Genomic DNA, 17059 nt, shown 5'->3' with positions numbered 1-17059 from the left:
AATATGTCGTTTTAAAAAATTGAATATGAATTTATCTCACAAAGGAGGTGAGTAAATGACAACATCTAAATTAAATGTAAATGAAGTTATTGATCAGGCCAGATTTACCCCTTTTCACTGGAGTATTTTACTTTGGTGTTTATTAATTATTATTTTTGATGGTTACGATCTGGTGATTTATGGCGTGGTATTGCCTTTGCTAATGCAAGAGTGGTCGTTAACAGCTGTACAGGCGGGGATGTTAGCAAGTACGGCACTATGTGGAATGATGTTTGGGGCGATGTTCTTTGGAACATTGGCAGACAAAATAGGCCGTAAAAAGGTAATTTTAATCTGTGTGACTTTTTTTAGTGGTTTCACCTTTTTAGGTGCTTTTGCATCAAGCCCACTTGAGTTTGGGATACTTCGGTTCTTGGCAGGATTAGGCATTGGTGGGGTTATGCCAAATTTAGTTGCACTTACATCAGAATATGCGCCTAAACGTATAAGAAGTACTTTGGTGGGGAGTATGTTTAGTGGTTATGCAATTGGGGGAATACTTTCAGCATTGATCGGTAGTTATTTGGTTGAAAGTCAGGGATGGCAAATTATGTTTTTAATTGCCGGTATTCCATTATTTTTATTACCTGTCATTTGGAAGTTTTTGCCTGAGTCTTTAACCTTTTTAGTTAAGACGGGTAAGACTGAGCAAGCACAGCGCATTATTCAAAAAATTTCGCCTGAACAAAACCTAACGATTAATACTCACTTAGTGCTTAATGAAGATAATGTTCCAACAGGTAGTTCTGTAAAGGGATTATTTCAACAAGGCCGCGCTTTCAATACACTCATGTTTTGGCTCGTATTCTTTATGTGCTTACTCATGGTGTATGCCTTAAGTAGCTGGTTACCAAAACTCATGCTGGCAGCAGGTTATTCACTCGGAAAGAGTATTTTATTCTTGCTTGCTCTAAATGTTGGCGCAATGATCGGTTCAATCGGCGGTGGTATTTTGTCTGATAAATTCCATCTGAAACCTGTAATTATGGGAATGCTGCTAGCTGGTGTTTTGGCACTGGTCGGCTTAGGTTTTAAATCACCAGCCTATGTTTTATACGGTTTGGTGACTGTTGCAGGAGCAGCAACAATTGGTACATCAATTCTTCTTTATAGTTACGTTGCACAATATTATCCATTAAGTGTGCGTTCTACTGGAATTGGTTGTGCTTCTGGTGTAGGTCGAATTGGGGCTATTGTTGGACCTATCTTAACGGGCCTGTTATTAGGGTTGGAATTACCACATAAAATGAATTTTGTGATGATCGCAATCCCTGCAATTTTAGCGCTTTTCGCCGTCATGGTTTTAAGACGATATGCAGCTGAAAAACAGACTATTACACCAAAACTTAATGTCGAGTTAGAGGGGAATTAATCAATATGAATACGGGTAGGAAACAAATTCCTACCTGTATCTAGATGTTTTATTGATTAACTAGTTGTTTTAAATCAACTAGGTTTGCCATTTGTTGATTACCACGGTCATTCGGATGTAAATGATCTCCTGAATCATAAATTGGATTTAATCGATCAGGATGTTTAGGGTCTTTTAAGCCTTGCTCAAGTTCAAGTACACCGTCAAATGTATGGCTGGTTCTGATCCAGTGATTAATACGCTGGCGTAATTCATCTTTGTTAGGCTGATAATAGTTATCAAGAGGAGTATTTGGTAAAGCTCCCGAAAATGGTAATAAGGTTGCTCCAATCACTTGAATACCTTGGCGATGTGCTTCATCTACAACACCTTTATAACCTTGAGTGAGTGCTTCAAAAGTCGGGATTTGCTGTTTAGGTGCAAATGCGGTACCGGGCCATGAAATATCATTAATACCCACCAGAACAATTAATGTTTTCACACCTGAATATTGAAATACTTCTTTTTTCAAACGATCTAAAGCATTGTCACCCATACCGTCTGTGAGTAGTCGATTTCCTGAAATTCCACTGTTAATGACCGCGACTTGATGTGGCGATAAGCGCTTAGCTAAAAAGTCGGTCCATCGAGTATTTGCGTCTAAAGTTGCAGTTGCTCCATCGGTAATTGAGTCTCCAATGACTGCAACAACATGGGCTTTACGCTTCGGTTTTACTTCTACAGCCGACAATAATAATCGCGCAGTTGTGGTTTTGGCACTGCTAGGCGTATTTAAGTTCGCAGTCTGGTTACCCGTAATGAGCCAACTGGTTTGTTTCGCATCCCAATGAAAAGTTTTAAATGTAGTGGGCTTTTGAATAAAGCTATTTACCATTAACTGTGCATGATCTGGAACAGGGAGCGGGATTGGATCACTTATCAGTTGTTTGCCTGGTAAAATTTGTGCTTTAAGCTTTCCAGAGAAATAAACTGGATAAGCACTCTTTGATTTAAGACTTTGTCCTTTGACTAACCCCACAGTAGTTTTATCAATATAAAGCGGTTGATCCCCATATTGATTTGTAAAAACGAGCCTAACTGCTTCACCACCTAAACTAATTTGACTAATTTGTTTAATAGTCTGATTCGATATTTGATCAGGAATATTGGTCGGGAAAACGAAATCTTTATTCCAGACTTTTTGTGGACTAGCTGCCCAAGTGGTAACCCACTGGCTCTTTTGTACTTCTGCTTGTGCAAAGCTCGTAAATAAAACAAGAGAGAATAGGGCGGGTTGATAAAGTTTCATCTCGTGAACTCTTTAAAATAAATTAAAGTTATCTTGAAACAAATTACTAGCTTGTTATAGCAACATAAGCGGAATAAGATTTGTGAATGAAATTCATAAATAGATTTTGTTATGTCATATTTTGATATTAATCGGTCTGGTGAGTTGGCAATTTTTATTCGGGTAGTCGAGTTAGGAAGCTTTTCAGCAGTCGCAAGAGCTTGTGATATGACGCCGTCTGCGGTGAGTAAGTTAATTTCACGCTTAGAAAAAAGACTTGGAGTTAGACTGCTTAACCGTTCAACACGTCAGTTTCAACTCACCAGTGAAGGATGTCAATTTTATGAGCAAGGCGTTCACATACTCAATAACTTAGATGAACTAGAACAATCTGTTACTGTAAATCACATGCCGCAAGGGCGAATTAGAATTCATACCAGTCTTTCATATTGGACGCATTTTTTATTGCCTTGTATTTCTCTATTTAACGAGTGCTATCCACAAATTGAATTAGAGGCTCATTTGAGTGATGAAATCATTAATTTAGTTGAGCAAAGAATTGATGTCGCAATTCGTACAGGGCCTTTGAAAAGCTCAAATTTGGTTGCTCGCTCACTCGGAAGCACTCAGAAACATTATGTATGTTCACCTACCTATATTGAAAAGAATGGTTATCCGCAGCAACCAGAAGAGTTATACGAACATCAGCTTTTAGACGTAAGTTACCAACGTCAAAATAAAACGTGGATTTTTAAAAAAGACGATCAAGAAATCACACTTGCTCCCACTAAGGTTTTAAGGGTAAATCATGGAGAAGCCATCTTACAGTTAGCGCTTGCAGGTGCTGGTATTGCACAGCTTAACCAATTCCAAGTCAAAAAAGCTTTAGAACAAAAACAGTTGGTTAAAATCCTTGAAGAATGGAATATCAAGGCTTCAGAAGAATTTCATGCTGTTTGGATAGGACATGATAAATATGTCCCTAAGCGCGTAAGGGCTTTTTTAGATTTCTTGGTAGAGCATGCAAAAGTTAGTTAATGGAGTCTTTTCTTGCGCTTAACTGACATTGGTGCATAGTTTCATTCATAGTTTCCACAAAGTGCATATTCGCATTAATATTTTGTAAGCTTACTTTGGGTAAGTTCTCTACAAACTGCGGCGAATAATGTTTTTCTAAAGAGTTATAAATACAGTTGCATTGTGAAAGTGCACGACCAGCCCAAACACAATGTGTATTAAATTCATTTTTACTGATAGACCTGCAACCTAATAAACTTATAGAACTTATTAATAGGGTGCAGATTAAAACAATACGATATAAAAAAAACATCATTATTGCTCTTCATTGGTTGTTGTTATCGTTAAGTCATGTTTATAGAAATTTTCTAGTCTTTATCGAGCGTTAAATATGGAAATATTTACTCTGAAAAGATAGGAAGGCAGAAACATAAAACTGTAGGATATTTTCTTGAAAATATTTTCAGTGAAGTCGATAACGTGATGAAGAGTAGAAGAAAAAACACGATATAAAATAATAGTCATTAGAGACTCCTTGATGAAAGAAGTTGCGCCCAATCACTGCTATTAATTATGGTGGTGAAACGAAAGAGGGTTAGCAGACTGATACCTAAGAAACCAGCACACCCGAAGGTGTCCCACTCCCGTTCCTCCGTCAAAGGCACGAGGGGCTACACACCAAAAAACTTGTTTTTAGTGCGCTTAGGTAGACGGTCTGCTAAAACCGACTGACAAAATAGGTCAGCCGGAGCATCATAAGCTGAGCCTTAAAGCGGGTCAATTGCAAAAATAAAAGATTGGTTTATATAAACAAATATTAATATTTTTAAATTTTCATTAATAAAATAATGAGTTATTTAGAATTGAGAATATTGAATAATAGTTCAATAGAGGTTAAAAAATAATTTTTAATGTTTATATATCAAATATTTATTAATTGTTTATTTATATAGTGTTTGCAAGTAATGACTTATTTCAACATAAGTCAAAAAAGAGCGGGAAATTTTGATTTTATGAATATCATGTAATTAAATAAATAGCCGTTGCCAAATTTTAATTAAAATATCAATTGCAAGAAAAGTAATTTTTTAACATTTATTTTATTTAGATTTTTACAAAAGCTTGCACAACCTACAAAACTTAAGAGAACCACAGCGGTAGGCCAACATAAGATAATGTTATTCATAAGCCTACATCTTAAGATTTATAAGGGTGACCTCAATGTTAAGAATTTTTTGTGCAGTGAGTATGGTAGTTGCAATCGCAATGGGTATGAGTGCATGCCAAGATCGAAATTCAACAGATGATGATGGAACACATGGTTCGAATGACCCAGCAACTACTCAACAAATGGATAAAAATTCGTAATTCTTTCGTTGAAGAAAACTCACTTTTATGTGGGTTTTCTTATCGTTATTTTCTATAAAATATGTAACATAATAAAAAAAGCAATTATATAAAAATATAAAATTAATCAATAAATTAGTGTGTTATAGCCTTTATATTAATTTGTTGTTATTGAATTGTTTCCTCAGTAAATTATAGTTTCAAAAAATTAATAAAATAAACACAATAAATTACTTATATTCATCCAAAATTCATTTTAGTGAAAACAATTTTTAAAGGTAAGGATATGCCCCAGTACTTAAAAATAGCTGAGAAAATCTATCAAAATGTTAAGGAAAAAAAAGGGTTTGTAGATGATCCTATGGAAGATCTTAACAATTTAATGATTGAGCTTAGACATGAGATTAAGGGGACAAAGCTTAAACTTTTATACAATTATATTGATTTCGCTGAATTGCTGATTAAGCCTCTTCAGGAATCTAAAATTAAATTAGATTTAAGTATTATTCCGAAGAGTAAAAACACACAAGAATTTGTATTGTGGCTTGCAGGTTTTATTGAGCGTATTACCACAGGTGGCCAAGGAAAGTTACCGCCAATTCGCGATAAAGTTGCATTACCTGCATATGCTTATGAAGAAACATATCCTGCTAAAGAAACTCCCGTGAATAACGGGGAAGAAATTATTGAATATTTTAAGAAAAACCAAAACTGAAATTTTGTTTACGTACGGCTCAAGTCTATTGCTAGGCTTTTACGTTAAATAAATGACAAAACCAGTAACTTTAGTTAAGAGATAAGGTGGTGGTATGTTTGTATATTTTACTGATGGAACTTGTATTAATGATTCTGAAATTTATGGTGTGAAAGCCAAGCAAGAACAAAACAGATATGTAGTAGAAGTTACGATCAAGCCAACACATACTCTTTCTACAACGCCAAATGTACAATTTAAAAAAGAAATTTTTGATGATCCGCACCAAGCCAATCAATATCTTAGTAATAATTTTAATATGCCGCCGTTTTTCTAATTTATAAATATTTCAAATAATAAAAAAGCTTATTTCCCAGGGCCAATAGGAAATAAGCTATATGCTTTGGACCAATTAAGGATGTTACATGTCATCCCATGCATCTTTAATGGCTTGTTTTGCATGTTCCCATTTTAATCGGGATTCAGCTTTGAGTTCTTCCCACTTTTGTTGCAAGCTACCTTCCATATCTTCAAACTGAGTTCCTTCTTTAGATTCTGAACGGGCACGGTGACCTAGTTCATAAGCAGCAGAAAAATCACGATCATAATCCAGATCTGGCGTAGTTAATTGAGCTTCTTGATAATAAGGTCGAGTAAGATAACTTTCTCGCCAGCGAGAGTCAGAATAATTATGGTCGCCAGCTACTAGTTGAGCATGGTCTGTATTTTGATCTGTCATCAGTTTTTCCTCATCTCTTATTTAATTTTATGCTTATGTTAAATTTAGGAAGGTGAGGGCACCTTCCTAAATAAAATGAATGACCGCATCAAATGACATTTAAGTCAGCAACTGATTAGCGTTGCTGATTGTTGTTATTTGAGTTTTGTTGGCCTGAATCTTTTTGATTCGAGCCTTGTTGTTGACGGCGGTTGTCATTTTGCTGTTGTTGCTGATTGTTTTGTTGCTGTTGATCGTTTTGCTGTTGTTGTTGCTGTTGATTATCGCGTTGATTGCTTTGATTATTAGTAGTGCTCATCTTTAATTACCTCATATCATTTATGATGTGTGTTTTATCTGAGAGCTTCAGATAGGTTCATTTAAACATGAAATTTTTTAATGTGTAGCTTTGGGGTGTTACCCTATATTTAAATGTAAATTTAAAAATTAAATAAAACCTTGATTTCTATAAAATGTAATTTTAATGATTAAACATAATTAATATGAATATAGTTAAAATTACATTTGGGTACATAGAGGTTAAATAAAAGCTATGATCATTTCTAAATATGTATTTGTTATCTTTTATGAAGGAAAGCTATTTTTTATTATCTAATATTATAGATTCGATATCTTGACTAATGTAATAGAGCAGTTGTCTAAGTTTAAGATAGGGTAATCCTTTAAATATACGTCTGAAATTATAAAAATTATCTTTATAATAAATGGAATAAAAAAAGGTACCTACAGGTTTTTCTTGAGTTTCAGAACCTCCTTTTTTTAATAACCCGGTACAGGCAATATAAAGATCGGCATTTATGAGTTCTTTACCTTTTTTGATCATCTCTACAGTGACTTGCATCGACTCAGGCGTATATTTTTCAATGAGTTCTGGTGAAATATGAAGTGTATTTTCTTTGACACGTAGGTCGTAGCTGACCAAGCTACCAATAAGAATATCACCTGAATAGGGACTCAAAGAAAAGCGATAAGCTAAATAACCTGCCGAAGCACTTTCAAAAAAAGCGATTTTAATTTTTTCTTGTGCTAGTAATTTACAACATGAGTTAAACATTTGTATTCTCCTTACAATTGTTTTTAATTTAGTTATAGGATTATTTTTAATTTCTTTTTGTTAAGTTTTTAGTCTTTATAATTTTAAAGGTAAGTTAATTGTAAATATAGTTTATTGTTCATATATTTTTTATAAAAACATATAGTTAAATTATTCTAAAGGTGAGAATGTAAGTTTGTGTTATTTTTTATGTTGTTGAAATATAAAGTTTTTAAAATTATGAGTTGTTTCTTAATAACGTAATATAACAAAGATAGGCTGGGATTATTGTTCAGTTAAAGTATGGTAATTTATATCTCACTAAAGGAGAATAGAAATGCCTGTTGTAGTGAAAAAAAGATTATTAGACTTATTACAAGATAATCAACAGAACTATTACGAATTATTTGTTTTTTTCCTTGATCCTGATATTTCTAGTTTTGAAAAAGAGAAGAAAGCAAGAGATTTTCTTAATGAAGAAATAGATAAAATAGATCAAAAGGAAATTGATTTTCCTGCAACTATAAATACAGTTAAAGAATGGTGTGAAAACGACAATAAACAAAATTGTGAGTTATTTCAGGCTTATCTAAACCGTAGACAAAGTGGGGGTGAGAGAGAGTATTTCCAGAATGTCGGACAGGCATTTGAATTTTTGATTAAGGTCTCTCCAACTAAAAAGGTCGACGGTGCATGGCTCTATAGCTCAGTTCACTACTGGAACGATCCGGTTTTTCATGACCTTATTATTACTTATCTAGAAGAGCTGGGACTCGGTGAGCCGAAAGCAAACCATGTCTGTATTTATGATGACTTATTACGTAGTCTGGGGCTTGATAGTTTTGATCTGCTTTTAGAAGATGAATACTATCATAATGCTGTGATTCAGCTGGCGCTTGGCTATGCTCCACCAGAGTTCATTCCCGAAATTGTCGGCTTCAATTTAGGTTATGAGCAACTACCGCTGCATCTACTCATCAGTAATTATGAACTTGCTGAACTGGGTATTGATTCTAAATATTTTAATTTGCACATCACTATCGATAACATTGATAACGGACATGCAGATAAAGCAATTAAAGTTATAGAAAATATTTATGATAAATACAGAGATAAAGAAGCTTTCTTTAATAAATTAAAACGTGGTTTTGCTCTTAATAATCATGGTGTTTCTTCTTCAAAAATTATTAAAAATTTAAATCTTGAAGATTTAGTCCTTAAAATTTTAAAAAGAAAAGCGCTCGTGGGGCAGCTTATTCATAACGAAACTAGACAGTTTGGATGTAAAACCATTAACCAATGGTTATCAAACCCAGAAGACGTTAAAGGTTTGGTTACACATCTTATTGATCACAAATGGATTAAATTTAATACCGACCCTGAGCAGAGTGTGTTCTGGCGGATGATTAATGAAGAAAATGGAAAAATGTTTGGGGTATTTAACCCTGTGGAACGTCAAATTATTCATGACTGGATTGCTGGGACTGATCATTCTTCTAACTACTTGGCCTACAGTAGAGAACTAAAGAATAGCCAGCGTATTCAAGATTATCTGTTTAGCTATATTTCTGATGGCGAACTCGATGCACTCCAAGAGCGTATACGTCAGACACCCGATCTTGCCATAAAAATATGCAAGCTGACTCCGTTTTTGGCCCCAGATTCACACCATAAAAGCATTGGTCTCTGGAGCACACGTAAATATGTCGAACTCCTTTTCCCCTATTTAAGTTCCTTTAACAAAACTAACTCTTGAAGTTTTTAATTCACCCCACGTTTAACTTTAAAACATAGGTAATGAACATGACTGATAATGTTAAATCAACAAATAAAACAAGTGAAATGGCTGGTGCTGACGCTGCAAATAAAGCCAATACTACCCAAAAAACTGAACAATTAGACTCAGTCAGAGATGATGCAACCAATGAAGCATTAACCACAAATCAAGGGGTTAAAATTGCTGATAATCAGAATAGTTTAAGAGCAGGTATTCGCGGTTCGACACTATTAGAAGATTTTATTTTACGAGAAAAGATTACTCATTTTGACCATGAACGTATTCCTGAGCGCATTGTACATGCGCGTGGCGTGGGTGCTCATGGCTACTTTCAGGCTTATGAAGGAAATGAGCGCTTAACAAAAGCTGGTTTTTTGACTGACCCAACCATTCAAACTCCAATTTTTGTACGCTTCTCAACAGTGCAGGGCCCACGTGGTTCTGCTGATACGGTCCGTGATATTCGTGGTTTTGCTATTAAATTTTATACCCAAGAGGGTAATTTTGATTTAGTCGGCAACAATGCGCCTGTGTTTTTTGTGCAAGATGGGATTAAGTTTCCAGACTTTGTTCATGCAGTAAAACCTGAACCAGATACAGAAATACCAACAGGAGCAACTGCACACGATACTTTTTGGGATTTTGTGTCTTTAGTACCTGAGTCAGCACACGCGGTGATTTGGGCTATGTCAGACCGTGCAATTCCACGTAATTTACGCTCAATCCAAGGGTTTGGGGTTCATACATTCCGACTCATTAATGCCGAAGGAAAATCACATTTTGTGAAATTCCATTGGACACCTAAACAAGGTTTAAGTGCGTTAGTTTGGGATGAAGCTCAAAAGCTTGCTGGTAAAGATCCAGATTTCCACCGTCGCGATCTTTATGAAGCCATTGAAAATGGGGTTTATCCTGAATGGGAGCTCGGTGTACAAATTGTTGAAGAAGAAGACGAGATGAATTTTGACTTCGACTTATTGGACCCGACAAAAATTATTCCTGAAGAGTTGGTTCCAGTGACACCAATCGGCCGATTTGTTTTGAACAGAAATGTAGATAATTTCTTTGCAGAAACAGAGCAGGTGGCTTTCTGTCCAGGACATATTGTGCCGGGGATTGATTTTACAAATGACCCGTTATTACAAGCACGACTATTTTCATACACCGATACACAGTTAAGCCGTTTAGGTGGACCAAACTTCCATCAAATTCCGATCAATAAACCTGTGTGCCCATTTCATAATAATCAGCGTGATGGTATTCACCAGCATACGATTCATAAAGGGCAGGCTTCATATCAACCAAACTCGATTGATAATGATTGGCCAGCCGAAACCCCACCTGCTGCTTCAAATGGTGGTTTTGAAAGCTATCCTGAACAGATTAGCGGACATAAACTTCGTCAAAGAAGCGAGACTTTTTCTGATCATTTTTCACAACCACGCCTTTACTACAAGAGCCTTGCGCCTCATGAGCAAAAGCATGTGGTCGATGCCTATACTTTTGAGTTAAGTAAAGTGCAACGAAAACACATCCGTGAGCGTCAAGTTCAACAAATTTTGGCAAATATTGATCTCGACTTAGCACGACAAGTAGGCGCTAATTTAGGAATTGAAGTACCTGATTTAACGCTAGATTATAAAAAAACCGCAGTTGAAAAATCGGCTAAATTATCTTTCTTGGCTTTCCCGCCCCAAGATATTCAAGGCCGAAAAGTTGCAGTACTCATCCATAATTTAGTCAAATCTGATTCATTAGAAGCGATGAAAAACTGGGCAATTAAAGAAGGGGTGACTCTTCATTTATTAGCGCCAAGCTTAGCTCCTGTAAAAGATCATCAAGACAGTATTATTACGGCTGATGGCATGCAGATGGCTGAACCGTCAATTGCATATGATGCAGTGATTATTCCTGATGGAGATAACTTAAATGCCGTGCTGCAAGATGGCGTAGCGCGCCATTATCTATTAGAGGCTTACAAGCATTTAAAACCAATTGCGTTTTTAGGTAATAAATCTGATTTACTTGAACCGCTAGGTTTAGTTCCCGATGAAGGCACTCTAGTTGGAGATGAATTCCAGCCGATTGCTGAAAATTTCAAAAACCTGATTATGGCTCATCGTGTTTGGTCACGAGAACAAATAGCTGCTCAGATACCGGCTTAACAAACAAAAAAGCCCTGAAAGTTTTAACTTTCAGGGCTTTTTTATATCTTACGGATTAACCATTTACGATTTGACCACCATTTACATGAATGACTTGACCTGTAATGTAACTTGCATCATCTGAGGCAAGGAAAAGATAAGCAGGTGCAACTTCACTTGGTTGTCCCATTCTTCCCATTGGGGTATCTTTACCAAACTCCTTAACGGTTTCTGCATCGAAACTGCTTGGAATTAATGGTGTCCAGATGGGTCCCGGCGCAACACCATTTACTCGAATTCCTTTTTTCTGCTTCATTAAATTGTTCGATAAGCTACGCGTAAAAGTAGTAATCGCGCCTTTAGTACTTGCATAATCAATGAGCTCATCATGGCCTTGATAGCTGGTAATACTGGTCGTATTAATAATACTGTCGCCTTCTTCCATATAAGGAATGGCTTCTTTAGTAAGATAAAACATTGGGAAAATATTAGTTTTAAATGTCTTTTCTAATTGCTCATTACTAATACTTTCAATTTCTTTTTGTTGATATTGCACACCAGCGTTATTCACTAAAATATTAATTTTGCCGTAATGTTGTAGAACTTTATCAATATCGAGTTTTGCAACATCTGGGTCAGAAATATCACCTTTTAATAAAAGGCAATGTTGTCCTTCTCTTTCAACGAGTTGTTTAGTGATTTCGGCATCTTGATCTTCTTCGAGATAAAGTATCGCAATATCAGCGCCCTCACGAGCAAACAATACTGCGACAGAACGACCTATACCGCTATCGCCACCACTAATAACGGCAACTTTGCCTTTTAGCTTATCGCTACCTTTATGTGAGCTTTTTATTATCTCAGGTTCAGGATGCATTTTTTCCTGATCACCTGGTTGATGAGATTGAACTTGTGCGGGGGCAGATGTTGGATACTGGTTTGTTGAGTTTTCCATTTTTAAATACCTCGGTTGTAATATCTAATTTTCATATAGTGAGCTGTTACCGCGTAAATGTGAGTAAAATGAATTTTTTAATAAGTTGTCTTTGTTATTTTATTTGTAAGGATGTAAAAAAATATTTTATATTTGAGGGCTAAATAATATCGATTAACTTGATTTTGTTTTTATCAATCATGCTTTCAATAATAGATCTATTTCCTGTATCCTCTAACCAGTTTTCTATCGGTATATTATTAGATAAGTCTAATATTTTTTTAATAATTTCTTTTGCTCCATCTATATTTTCTGAATTTTTATTATTTTTAACAGCCATATTATCTAGCAACATTTTTATATCTTCATGTTCTATATTTTTTGACTTAATAATATATAAGTCTCTTTGGAAGGGATGACTTGCATGAGGTGGGTCTAATCTATAGCTCCATTCTTTGTCATAGTCCTGCCATGAGTTTTTGGACTTAATATGTCCTAATAAAATTTCAGGGATAGAAATATGAATATATTGTAGAGCTGACTGTTGATTTTTTAATTGCATAGTTAAGTTACTCAAACCATCTTATTAAAATTAGTTTTAAATATTCATATTAATCTCTCAAGTAAATTAATTCTGAAAATGTAATGATATATGTTATTGTTTTTTAATTAAAATAATTGTTTGTTTGTTATTTTCTCAATAGACCTGATGTTGTGTTATTTTACTGTTTTGTACATTTTGAAATTTTTTGTTATCAGTTAAATTATTTTAACTGTGTTTGTAAAACTATATTGTAGTGTACTATTAGGTAATAATGAGTATGTTCATTATTTAAAGAGTAAAATTATTAATAATAAAAATTTTTAAAATATTTTAAAAATAATACGTTTATAATAAATTTCATTTTTTGATTGATATACATTTAAAAGGATTGATACATCACTTGGGTGGGAAAATATTATAGATATTCTATTGTTATTAAATCCGTTAACTAAAAGCGGTAGTGACTATAATTAAATATAGGAAGATATAACTATGGCTAATACTAGATATGAAGATGATGATAACAATAGAACAGGTACTTCAAATCGTGGATTTGCAAGTATGGATCCTGAAAGAGTACGAGAAATAGCCAGCAAAGGTGGGCGAGCTGCTCACGCGAGTGGTAATGCACATGAGTTTACCTCTGAAGAAGCTCGTGAAGCTGGCCGAGCAGCCCATGCAAATGGTAACGCTCATGAATTTACGTCTGAAGAAGCACGTGAAGCGGGTGCCTTAAGTCATAAAAATGATGGCCGTAATGGTCGTGGTCGCAGTCGTGATGATGACGACGATGATGACGATCGCGGTAGCCGCTCAAGTGGCCGTGGTCGCAGCCGTTATGATGATGACGATGATGACGATCGCGGAGGCCGTTCAGGTGGTCGAGGCCGAGGTCGTAGCCGTGATGATGACGATGATGATGATGACGATCGCGGAGGCCGTTCAGGTGGTCGAGGCCGAGGTCGCAGCCGTTATGATGACGACGATGATGATGACGATCGCGGAGGCCGTTCAGGTGGTCGAGGCCGAGGTCGCAGCCGTGATGATGACGATGATGATGACGATCGCGGTGGTCGTTCAGGTGGCCGAGGCCGAGGTCGCAGTCGTGATGACGACGATGATGACGATCGCGGAGGCCGTTCAGGTGGTCGAGGCCGTGGCCGCAGCCGTGATGATGACGACGATGATGATCGCGGTGGCCGTTCAGGCGGACGAGGCCGTGGCCGCAGCCGTGATGACGATGATGATGACGATCGCGGAGGCCGTTCAGGCGGACGAGGCCGTGGCCGCAGCCGTGATGACGATGATGATGACGATCGCGGTGGTCGCTCAGGCGGACGAGGTCGTGGTCGCAGCCGTGATGACGACGATGATGACGATCGTGGCCGTTCAGGCGGACGAGGCCGTGGCCGCAGCCGTGATGACGACGATGATGATGATCGCGGTGGCCGCTCAGGTGGTCGAGGCCGAGGTCGCAGCCGTGATGATGACGACGATGACGATCGCGGTGGTCGCTCAGGCGGACGAGGTCGTGGTCGCAGCCGTGATGACGACGATGATTATGATGGCCGTGGTCAAAACTCTCGTAATCAAAAACGTGATGCCTACGGACGTTTTACGTCTTAAGCAGAATGTTTTAAAAACAAAGGAGGCTTTTGCCTCCTTTGTTTTTAGCTTACTTACTGTATTTACTGAGGGAGAGGTTGTAGGCCTTTTACAATATCAAGGTATTCAGAACCGTTTAACCAAAAAGATTTTTTCAAAAAAAGTGTCGTCATAATACTTTCGGCTGCTTCGCTATCTGGATTTTCACAAAATAATCCGTAGCTTTCACCTAAAACCGCATCATTTTCAATTAGGCGGATATAGTAAGCATGTTGCTCATTTGCATAACCTAAAACCGCATCACGTTGATTTTTCATTTCGCATGTCTCCATACCAAAAACTGAATTTAACCAGAATGTTAAGTGTTCAGAATCTCATTTGATAAAAATCAAAAAACAGTCAGTGATAACGACTATTTCGAAATAGATTTTGATTTTCTTCAAATTGCCATTTTGGTTAAAACATCCCTGTTAAAAGCAAAATGGATTAAAAACTGATCATGAGATTTATTGTTATGCAAAAAAAATATTTCGTCAACTTGAAAATGTAACTTTTTCAAGTTACATTGTTTGTGTAGGATTTGAACAGTGGAATGGAGGCAATATGCCAAAGAAAAAAGAGTTCGAGCATGGCGGTGTACGAGAAAATGCCGGACGTAAAGCACAGTTCAATGAACCCACCAAAGTCATTCGTGTTCCCGAGTCTCAAGTTAACTTTATCAAAAATTGGTTACTGAATAATGTCAAAACTAATAACTTGACCGACTTTAACTCAAAACTTAATGTCCAACAGGTCCACCCGAATAACGATAAAATTTACCACATTCCTTTGGCAACTGAACGTGTTGCGGCAGGTTTTCCTTCACCTGCACAAGATGATATTGAGCAAGCACTCGATTTAAATGAATATTTAATTAGAAATGAAAATGCCACGTTTATTGTCAAAGCCAACTCTTTGTCAATGTTAGATGCTGGAATTGATATTAATGATCCGCTTATTGTGGATCGTAGCATTTCCGCTAAATCGGGTGATATTGTGATTGCACTCATCGATAATGATTTCACTGTGAAGCGCTTAATGATTGATAGTCAATTTCATCCACCTAAAGTTTGGCTAAAAGCAGAAAATCCTGATTATCAGAATATTTATATTGAAGAGGGGCAAGAACTGGTTATTTGGGGAGTCGTGACTTATAACCTCAAACGAATGAGATAATTTTTCTTATATTTTATTATTCAAGTTACTGACCCGAAAAGTGAGTCAGTAACTTTTTGCTGAATGACTTTTAAATTTGTCCAATCAATAAACATGTTGCGATAACAACCATCAAACCACCTGAAAAACGGCCGACTAATTGTGCTGCTTGTGGTCTGGTTTTCAAAATAGCCTCTGAACCATAACCCACCATTAAGTAAATAATTGCGCAGCTAATCATGTGGACAACACCAAAGGCAAGAATTTGTGTCGTTACTGACCATGAAGCAGTGGTGTCAATAAATTGAGGAAGCAGGGCTAAAAAGAGCAAAAAAACTTTCGGGTTTAAGCCACTCACATAAACACCTTTGGTTGCCCAGCTCAACCATGACTGAGCTTTTTCAGAACCAGATTCGTTCGGAGTAGGAGGGGTAAGTAATAAATTTATACCAATCCATAACAAATAAGCAGAACCCGCAACAGTAAGAATCATTAGAGCAGTTGGATTATTTGCTACAAGCAGACCAACACCAGCCGCTACCAATAAAATCGTAATAAAGTGTCCAAATAGCATACCTGCGACGGCGGGTACGACGACTTTGCCTTTAATCCCTGCTGAAATGGCATAGGCCCAGTCTGCCCCTGGCGTAATAATAAAAAGAATGGAGACACTCCAAAATGCAATAAAAATGTTAAAAGCCATATGCTTATCTCGGCGAACTATTTTCCAAAGGTTTCACTCGTGGTTTAGAAAAAATCCCTATTTATTCGAGCTTGTTGAAAATAATATGCTCATGTATTTAGAATGTGCTTTTAAATGTTTGCTCATATCACACTCATTTGGGGTAAATTTTTCTAAATGGATCGCACAGATAAAAAGATTCTTGCTGAATTGCAATTAAATGGCCGATTATCTATCACCGAGTTGGCAGAAAAAGTCGGTTTGAGCATTTCACCTTGTCATAGACGAGTGAAGGCTTTAGAAGAGTCAGGAGCTATCAAAGGTTATCGGGCAGAACTCGACCCAAACTTAGTGGGATTTGAATTTTCAGCGATTGTTTTTATTACGCTTAAAGAGGGCGATAAACAGGCAGTCGAGAAGTTTGAAAATGCCGTGATAGACATCCCACAAATTATTCAGGCACAGCGTTTGTTTGGTGAGCCAGATTATTTACTACATGTGGTGGCTAAAGATTTACCTGCTTTTCAGCGTTTGTACGATGAAAAATTATCTGCTATTCCAAGTGTGCAACGACTCATCTCAACCATTGTGATGAAAGATGTAGTGCCTGAACGTTTATTCCCGATTGGCTAAGAATCATCAGATATAAAAAAAGAAGCTTTAAAGCTTCT

General features: G+C 36.7%; 19 protein-coding genes. 10 read left to right on the top strand and 9 right to left on the bottom strand.

Translation table 11 applies throughout. The features are described 5' to 3' along the window. Positions 1-55: 55 nt before the first annotated feature. Entirely contained in the window at positions 56-1411 is a 1356-nt protein-coding gene (locus tag RMB06_RS15140; protein WP_311080169.1) for an MFS transporter, read from the top strand. A gap of 49 nt (positions 1412-1460) precedes the next feature. Here RMB06_RS15140 and RMB06_RS15135 read toward each other — a convergent pair whose 3' ends face one another. Next, positions 1461-2699: an SGNH/GDSL hydrolase family protein gene (locus RMB06_RS15135; protein ID WP_311080168.1), complete on the bottom strand. Its 1239-nt coding sequence runs from the start codon at positions 2697-2699 to the stop codon at positions 1461-1463. A 111-nt stretch (positions 2700-2810) separates the two neighbouring features. On the opposite strand from RMB06_RS15135, the gene RMB06_RS15130 reads away from it, so the two are divergent. After that, the gene (locus tag RMB06_RS15130; protein ID WP_311080167.1) at positions 2811-3716 is read left to right on the top strand and encodes a LysR family transcriptional regulator; all 906 of its coding nucleotides are present in this window, start codon (positions 2811-2813) and stop codon (positions 3714-3716) included. Here the strand turns inward: RMB06_RS15130 and RMB06_RS15125 are convergent. Beyond that, complete coding sequence (locus RMB06_RS15125; protein WP_016806122.1) at positions 3709-4011, bottom strand: hypothetical protein; 303 nt, start codon at positions 4009-4011, stop codon at positions 3709-3711. The two genes, RMB06_RS15130 and RMB06_RS15125, sit on opposite strands and share 8 nt — an antisense overlap. 905 nt (positions 4012-4916) lie before the next feature. On the opposite strand from RMB06_RS15125, the gene RMB06_RS15120 reads away from it, so the two are divergent. From RMB06_RS15120 to RMB06_RS15110, 3 genes are all read left to right on the top strand, one after another. Then, positions 4917-5063: a hypothetical protein gene (locus tag RMB06_RS15120; protein WP_002114459.1), complete on the top strand. Its 147-nt coding sequence runs from the start codon at positions 4917-4919 to the stop codon at positions 5061-5063. Between the two features lie 265 nt (positions 5064-5328). Beyond that, positions 5329-5757 carry a hypothetical protein gene (locus RMB06_RS15115; RefSeq protein WP_311080166.1) on the top strand — a complete coding sequence of 143 codons (429 nt, stop codon included), beginning with the start codon at positions 5329-5331 and terminating at the stop codon, positions 5755-5757. 94 nt (positions 5758-5851) lie between these two features. Then, positions 5852-6073 (top strand): hypothetical protein, encoded by a 222-nt coding sequence (locus RMB06_RS15110; RefSeq protein WP_311080165.1) that lies wholly within the window; start codon positions 5852-5854, stop codon positions 6071-6073. An 84-nt stretch (positions 6074-6157) separates the two neighbouring features. Here the strand turns inward: RMB06_RS15110 and surA1 are convergent, their stop codons facing one another. The 3 genes from surA1 to RMB06_RS15095 form a co-directional block, all read right to left on the bottom strand. Then, entirely contained in the window at positions 6158-6475 is a 318-nt protein-coding gene (surA1, locus tag RMB06_RS15105) for a surface antigen protein 1 (protein ID WP_000132045.1), read from the bottom strand. Positions 6476-6590: 115 nt separating this feature from the next. Further along, on the bottom strand, positions 6591-6773 hold the full coding sequence (locus tag RMB06_RS15100; protein ID WP_311080164.1) for a hypothetical protein: 183 nt from the start codon (positions 6771-6773) through the stop codon (positions 6591-6593). A gap of 279 nt (positions 6774-7052) precedes the next feature. After that, positions 7053-7529: a CinA family protein gene (locus RMB06_RS15095; protein ID WP_311080163.1), complete on the bottom strand. Its 477-nt coding sequence runs from the start codon at positions 7527-7529 to the stop codon at positions 7053-7055. A gap of 316 nt (positions 7530-7845) precedes the next feature. On the opposite strand from RMB06_RS15095, the gene RMB06_RS15090 reads away from it, so the two are divergent. Further along, the gene (locus RMB06_RS15090; RefSeq protein WP_063098612.1) at positions 7846-9264 is read left to right on the top strand and encodes an iron-containing redox enzyme family protein; all 1419 of its coding nucleotides are present in this window, start codon (positions 7846-7848) and stop codon (positions 9262-9264) included. A gap of 41 nt (positions 9265-9305) precedes the next feature. Next, positions 9306-11450, top strand: coding sequence for a catalase HPII (gene katE, locus RMB06_RS15085; RefSeq protein WP_080612909.1), 2145 nt, complete (start codon positions 9306-9308; stop codon positions 11448-11450). 55 nt (positions 11451-11505) lie between these two features. On the opposite strand, the gene RMB06_RS15080 is transcribed toward katE, so the two are convergent. Both RMB06_RS15080 and RMB06_RS15075 read right to left on the bottom strand, forming a co-directional pair. After that, complete coding sequence (locus RMB06_RS15080) at positions 11506-12384, bottom strand: SDR family oxidoreductase (protein ID WP_032056399.1); 879 nt, start codon at positions 12382-12384, stop codon at positions 11506-11508. 139 nt (positions 12385-12523) lie between these two features. Next, positions 12524-12925, bottom strand: coding sequence for a DUF6367 family protein (locus tag RMB06_RS15075; RefSeq protein ID WP_032006773.1), 402 nt, complete (start codon positions 12923-12925; stop codon positions 12524-12526). A gap of 474 nt (positions 12926-13399) precedes the next feature. Here RMB06_RS15075 and RMB06_RS15070 point away from each other — a divergent pair, with 474 nt between their 5' ends. Further along, positions 13400-14533 carry a KGG domain-containing protein gene (locus RMB06_RS15070; RefSeq protein WP_311080162.1) on the top strand — a complete coding sequence of 378 codons (1134 nt, stop codon included), beginning with the start codon at positions 13400-13402 and terminating at the stop codon, positions 14531-14533. Positions 14534-14595: 62 nt separating this feature from the next. Here RMB06_RS15070 and RMB06_RS15065 read toward each other — a convergent pair whose 3' ends face one another. Continuing rightward, the gene (locus tag RMB06_RS15065; RefSeq protein ID WP_002114518.1) at positions 14596-14829 is read right to left on the bottom strand and encodes a hypothetical protein; all 234 of its coding nucleotides are present in this window, start codon (positions 14827-14829) and stop codon (positions 14596-14598) included. Positions 14830-15115: 286 nt separating this feature from the next. Between RMB06_RS15065 and RMB06_RS15060 the strand changes: the two genes are divergently transcribed. Next, the gene (locus RMB06_RS15060) at positions 15116-15727 is read left to right on the top strand and encodes a LexA family transcriptional regulator (RefSeq protein WP_032003407.1); all 612 of its coding nucleotides are present in this window, start codon (positions 15116-15118) and stop codon (positions 15725-15727) included. 70 nt (positions 15728-15797) lie between these two features. Here the strand turns inward: RMB06_RS15060 and RMB06_RS15055 are convergent, their stop codons facing one another. Next, positions 15798-16409, bottom strand: coding sequence for a LysE family translocator (locus RMB06_RS15055; RefSeq protein ID WP_311080161.1), 612 nt, complete (start codon positions 16407-16409; stop codon positions 15798-15800). Between the two features lie 156 nt (positions 16410-16565). On the opposite strand from RMB06_RS15055, the gene RMB06_RS15050 reads away from it, so the two are divergent. Continuing rightward, complete coding sequence (locus tag RMB06_RS15050) at positions 16566-17021, top strand: Lrp/AsnC family transcriptional regulator (protein ID WP_000376211.1); 456 nt, start codon at positions 16566-16568, stop codon at positions 17019-17021. The last annotated feature ends 38 nt before the right edge of the window (positions 17022-17059 follow it).

It is taken from the genome of Acinetobacter sp. V104_13 (genome assembly GCF_031798995.1).
In the GTDB taxonomy this organism is placed as follows: Bacteria; Pseudomonadota; Gammaproteobacteria; order Pseudomonadales; family Moraxellaceae; genus Acinetobacter; species Acinetobacter pittii.
The sequence above is the reverse complement of the archived record's forward strand: the minus strand, read 5'-3'. Positions and strand labels throughout refer to the sequence as shown.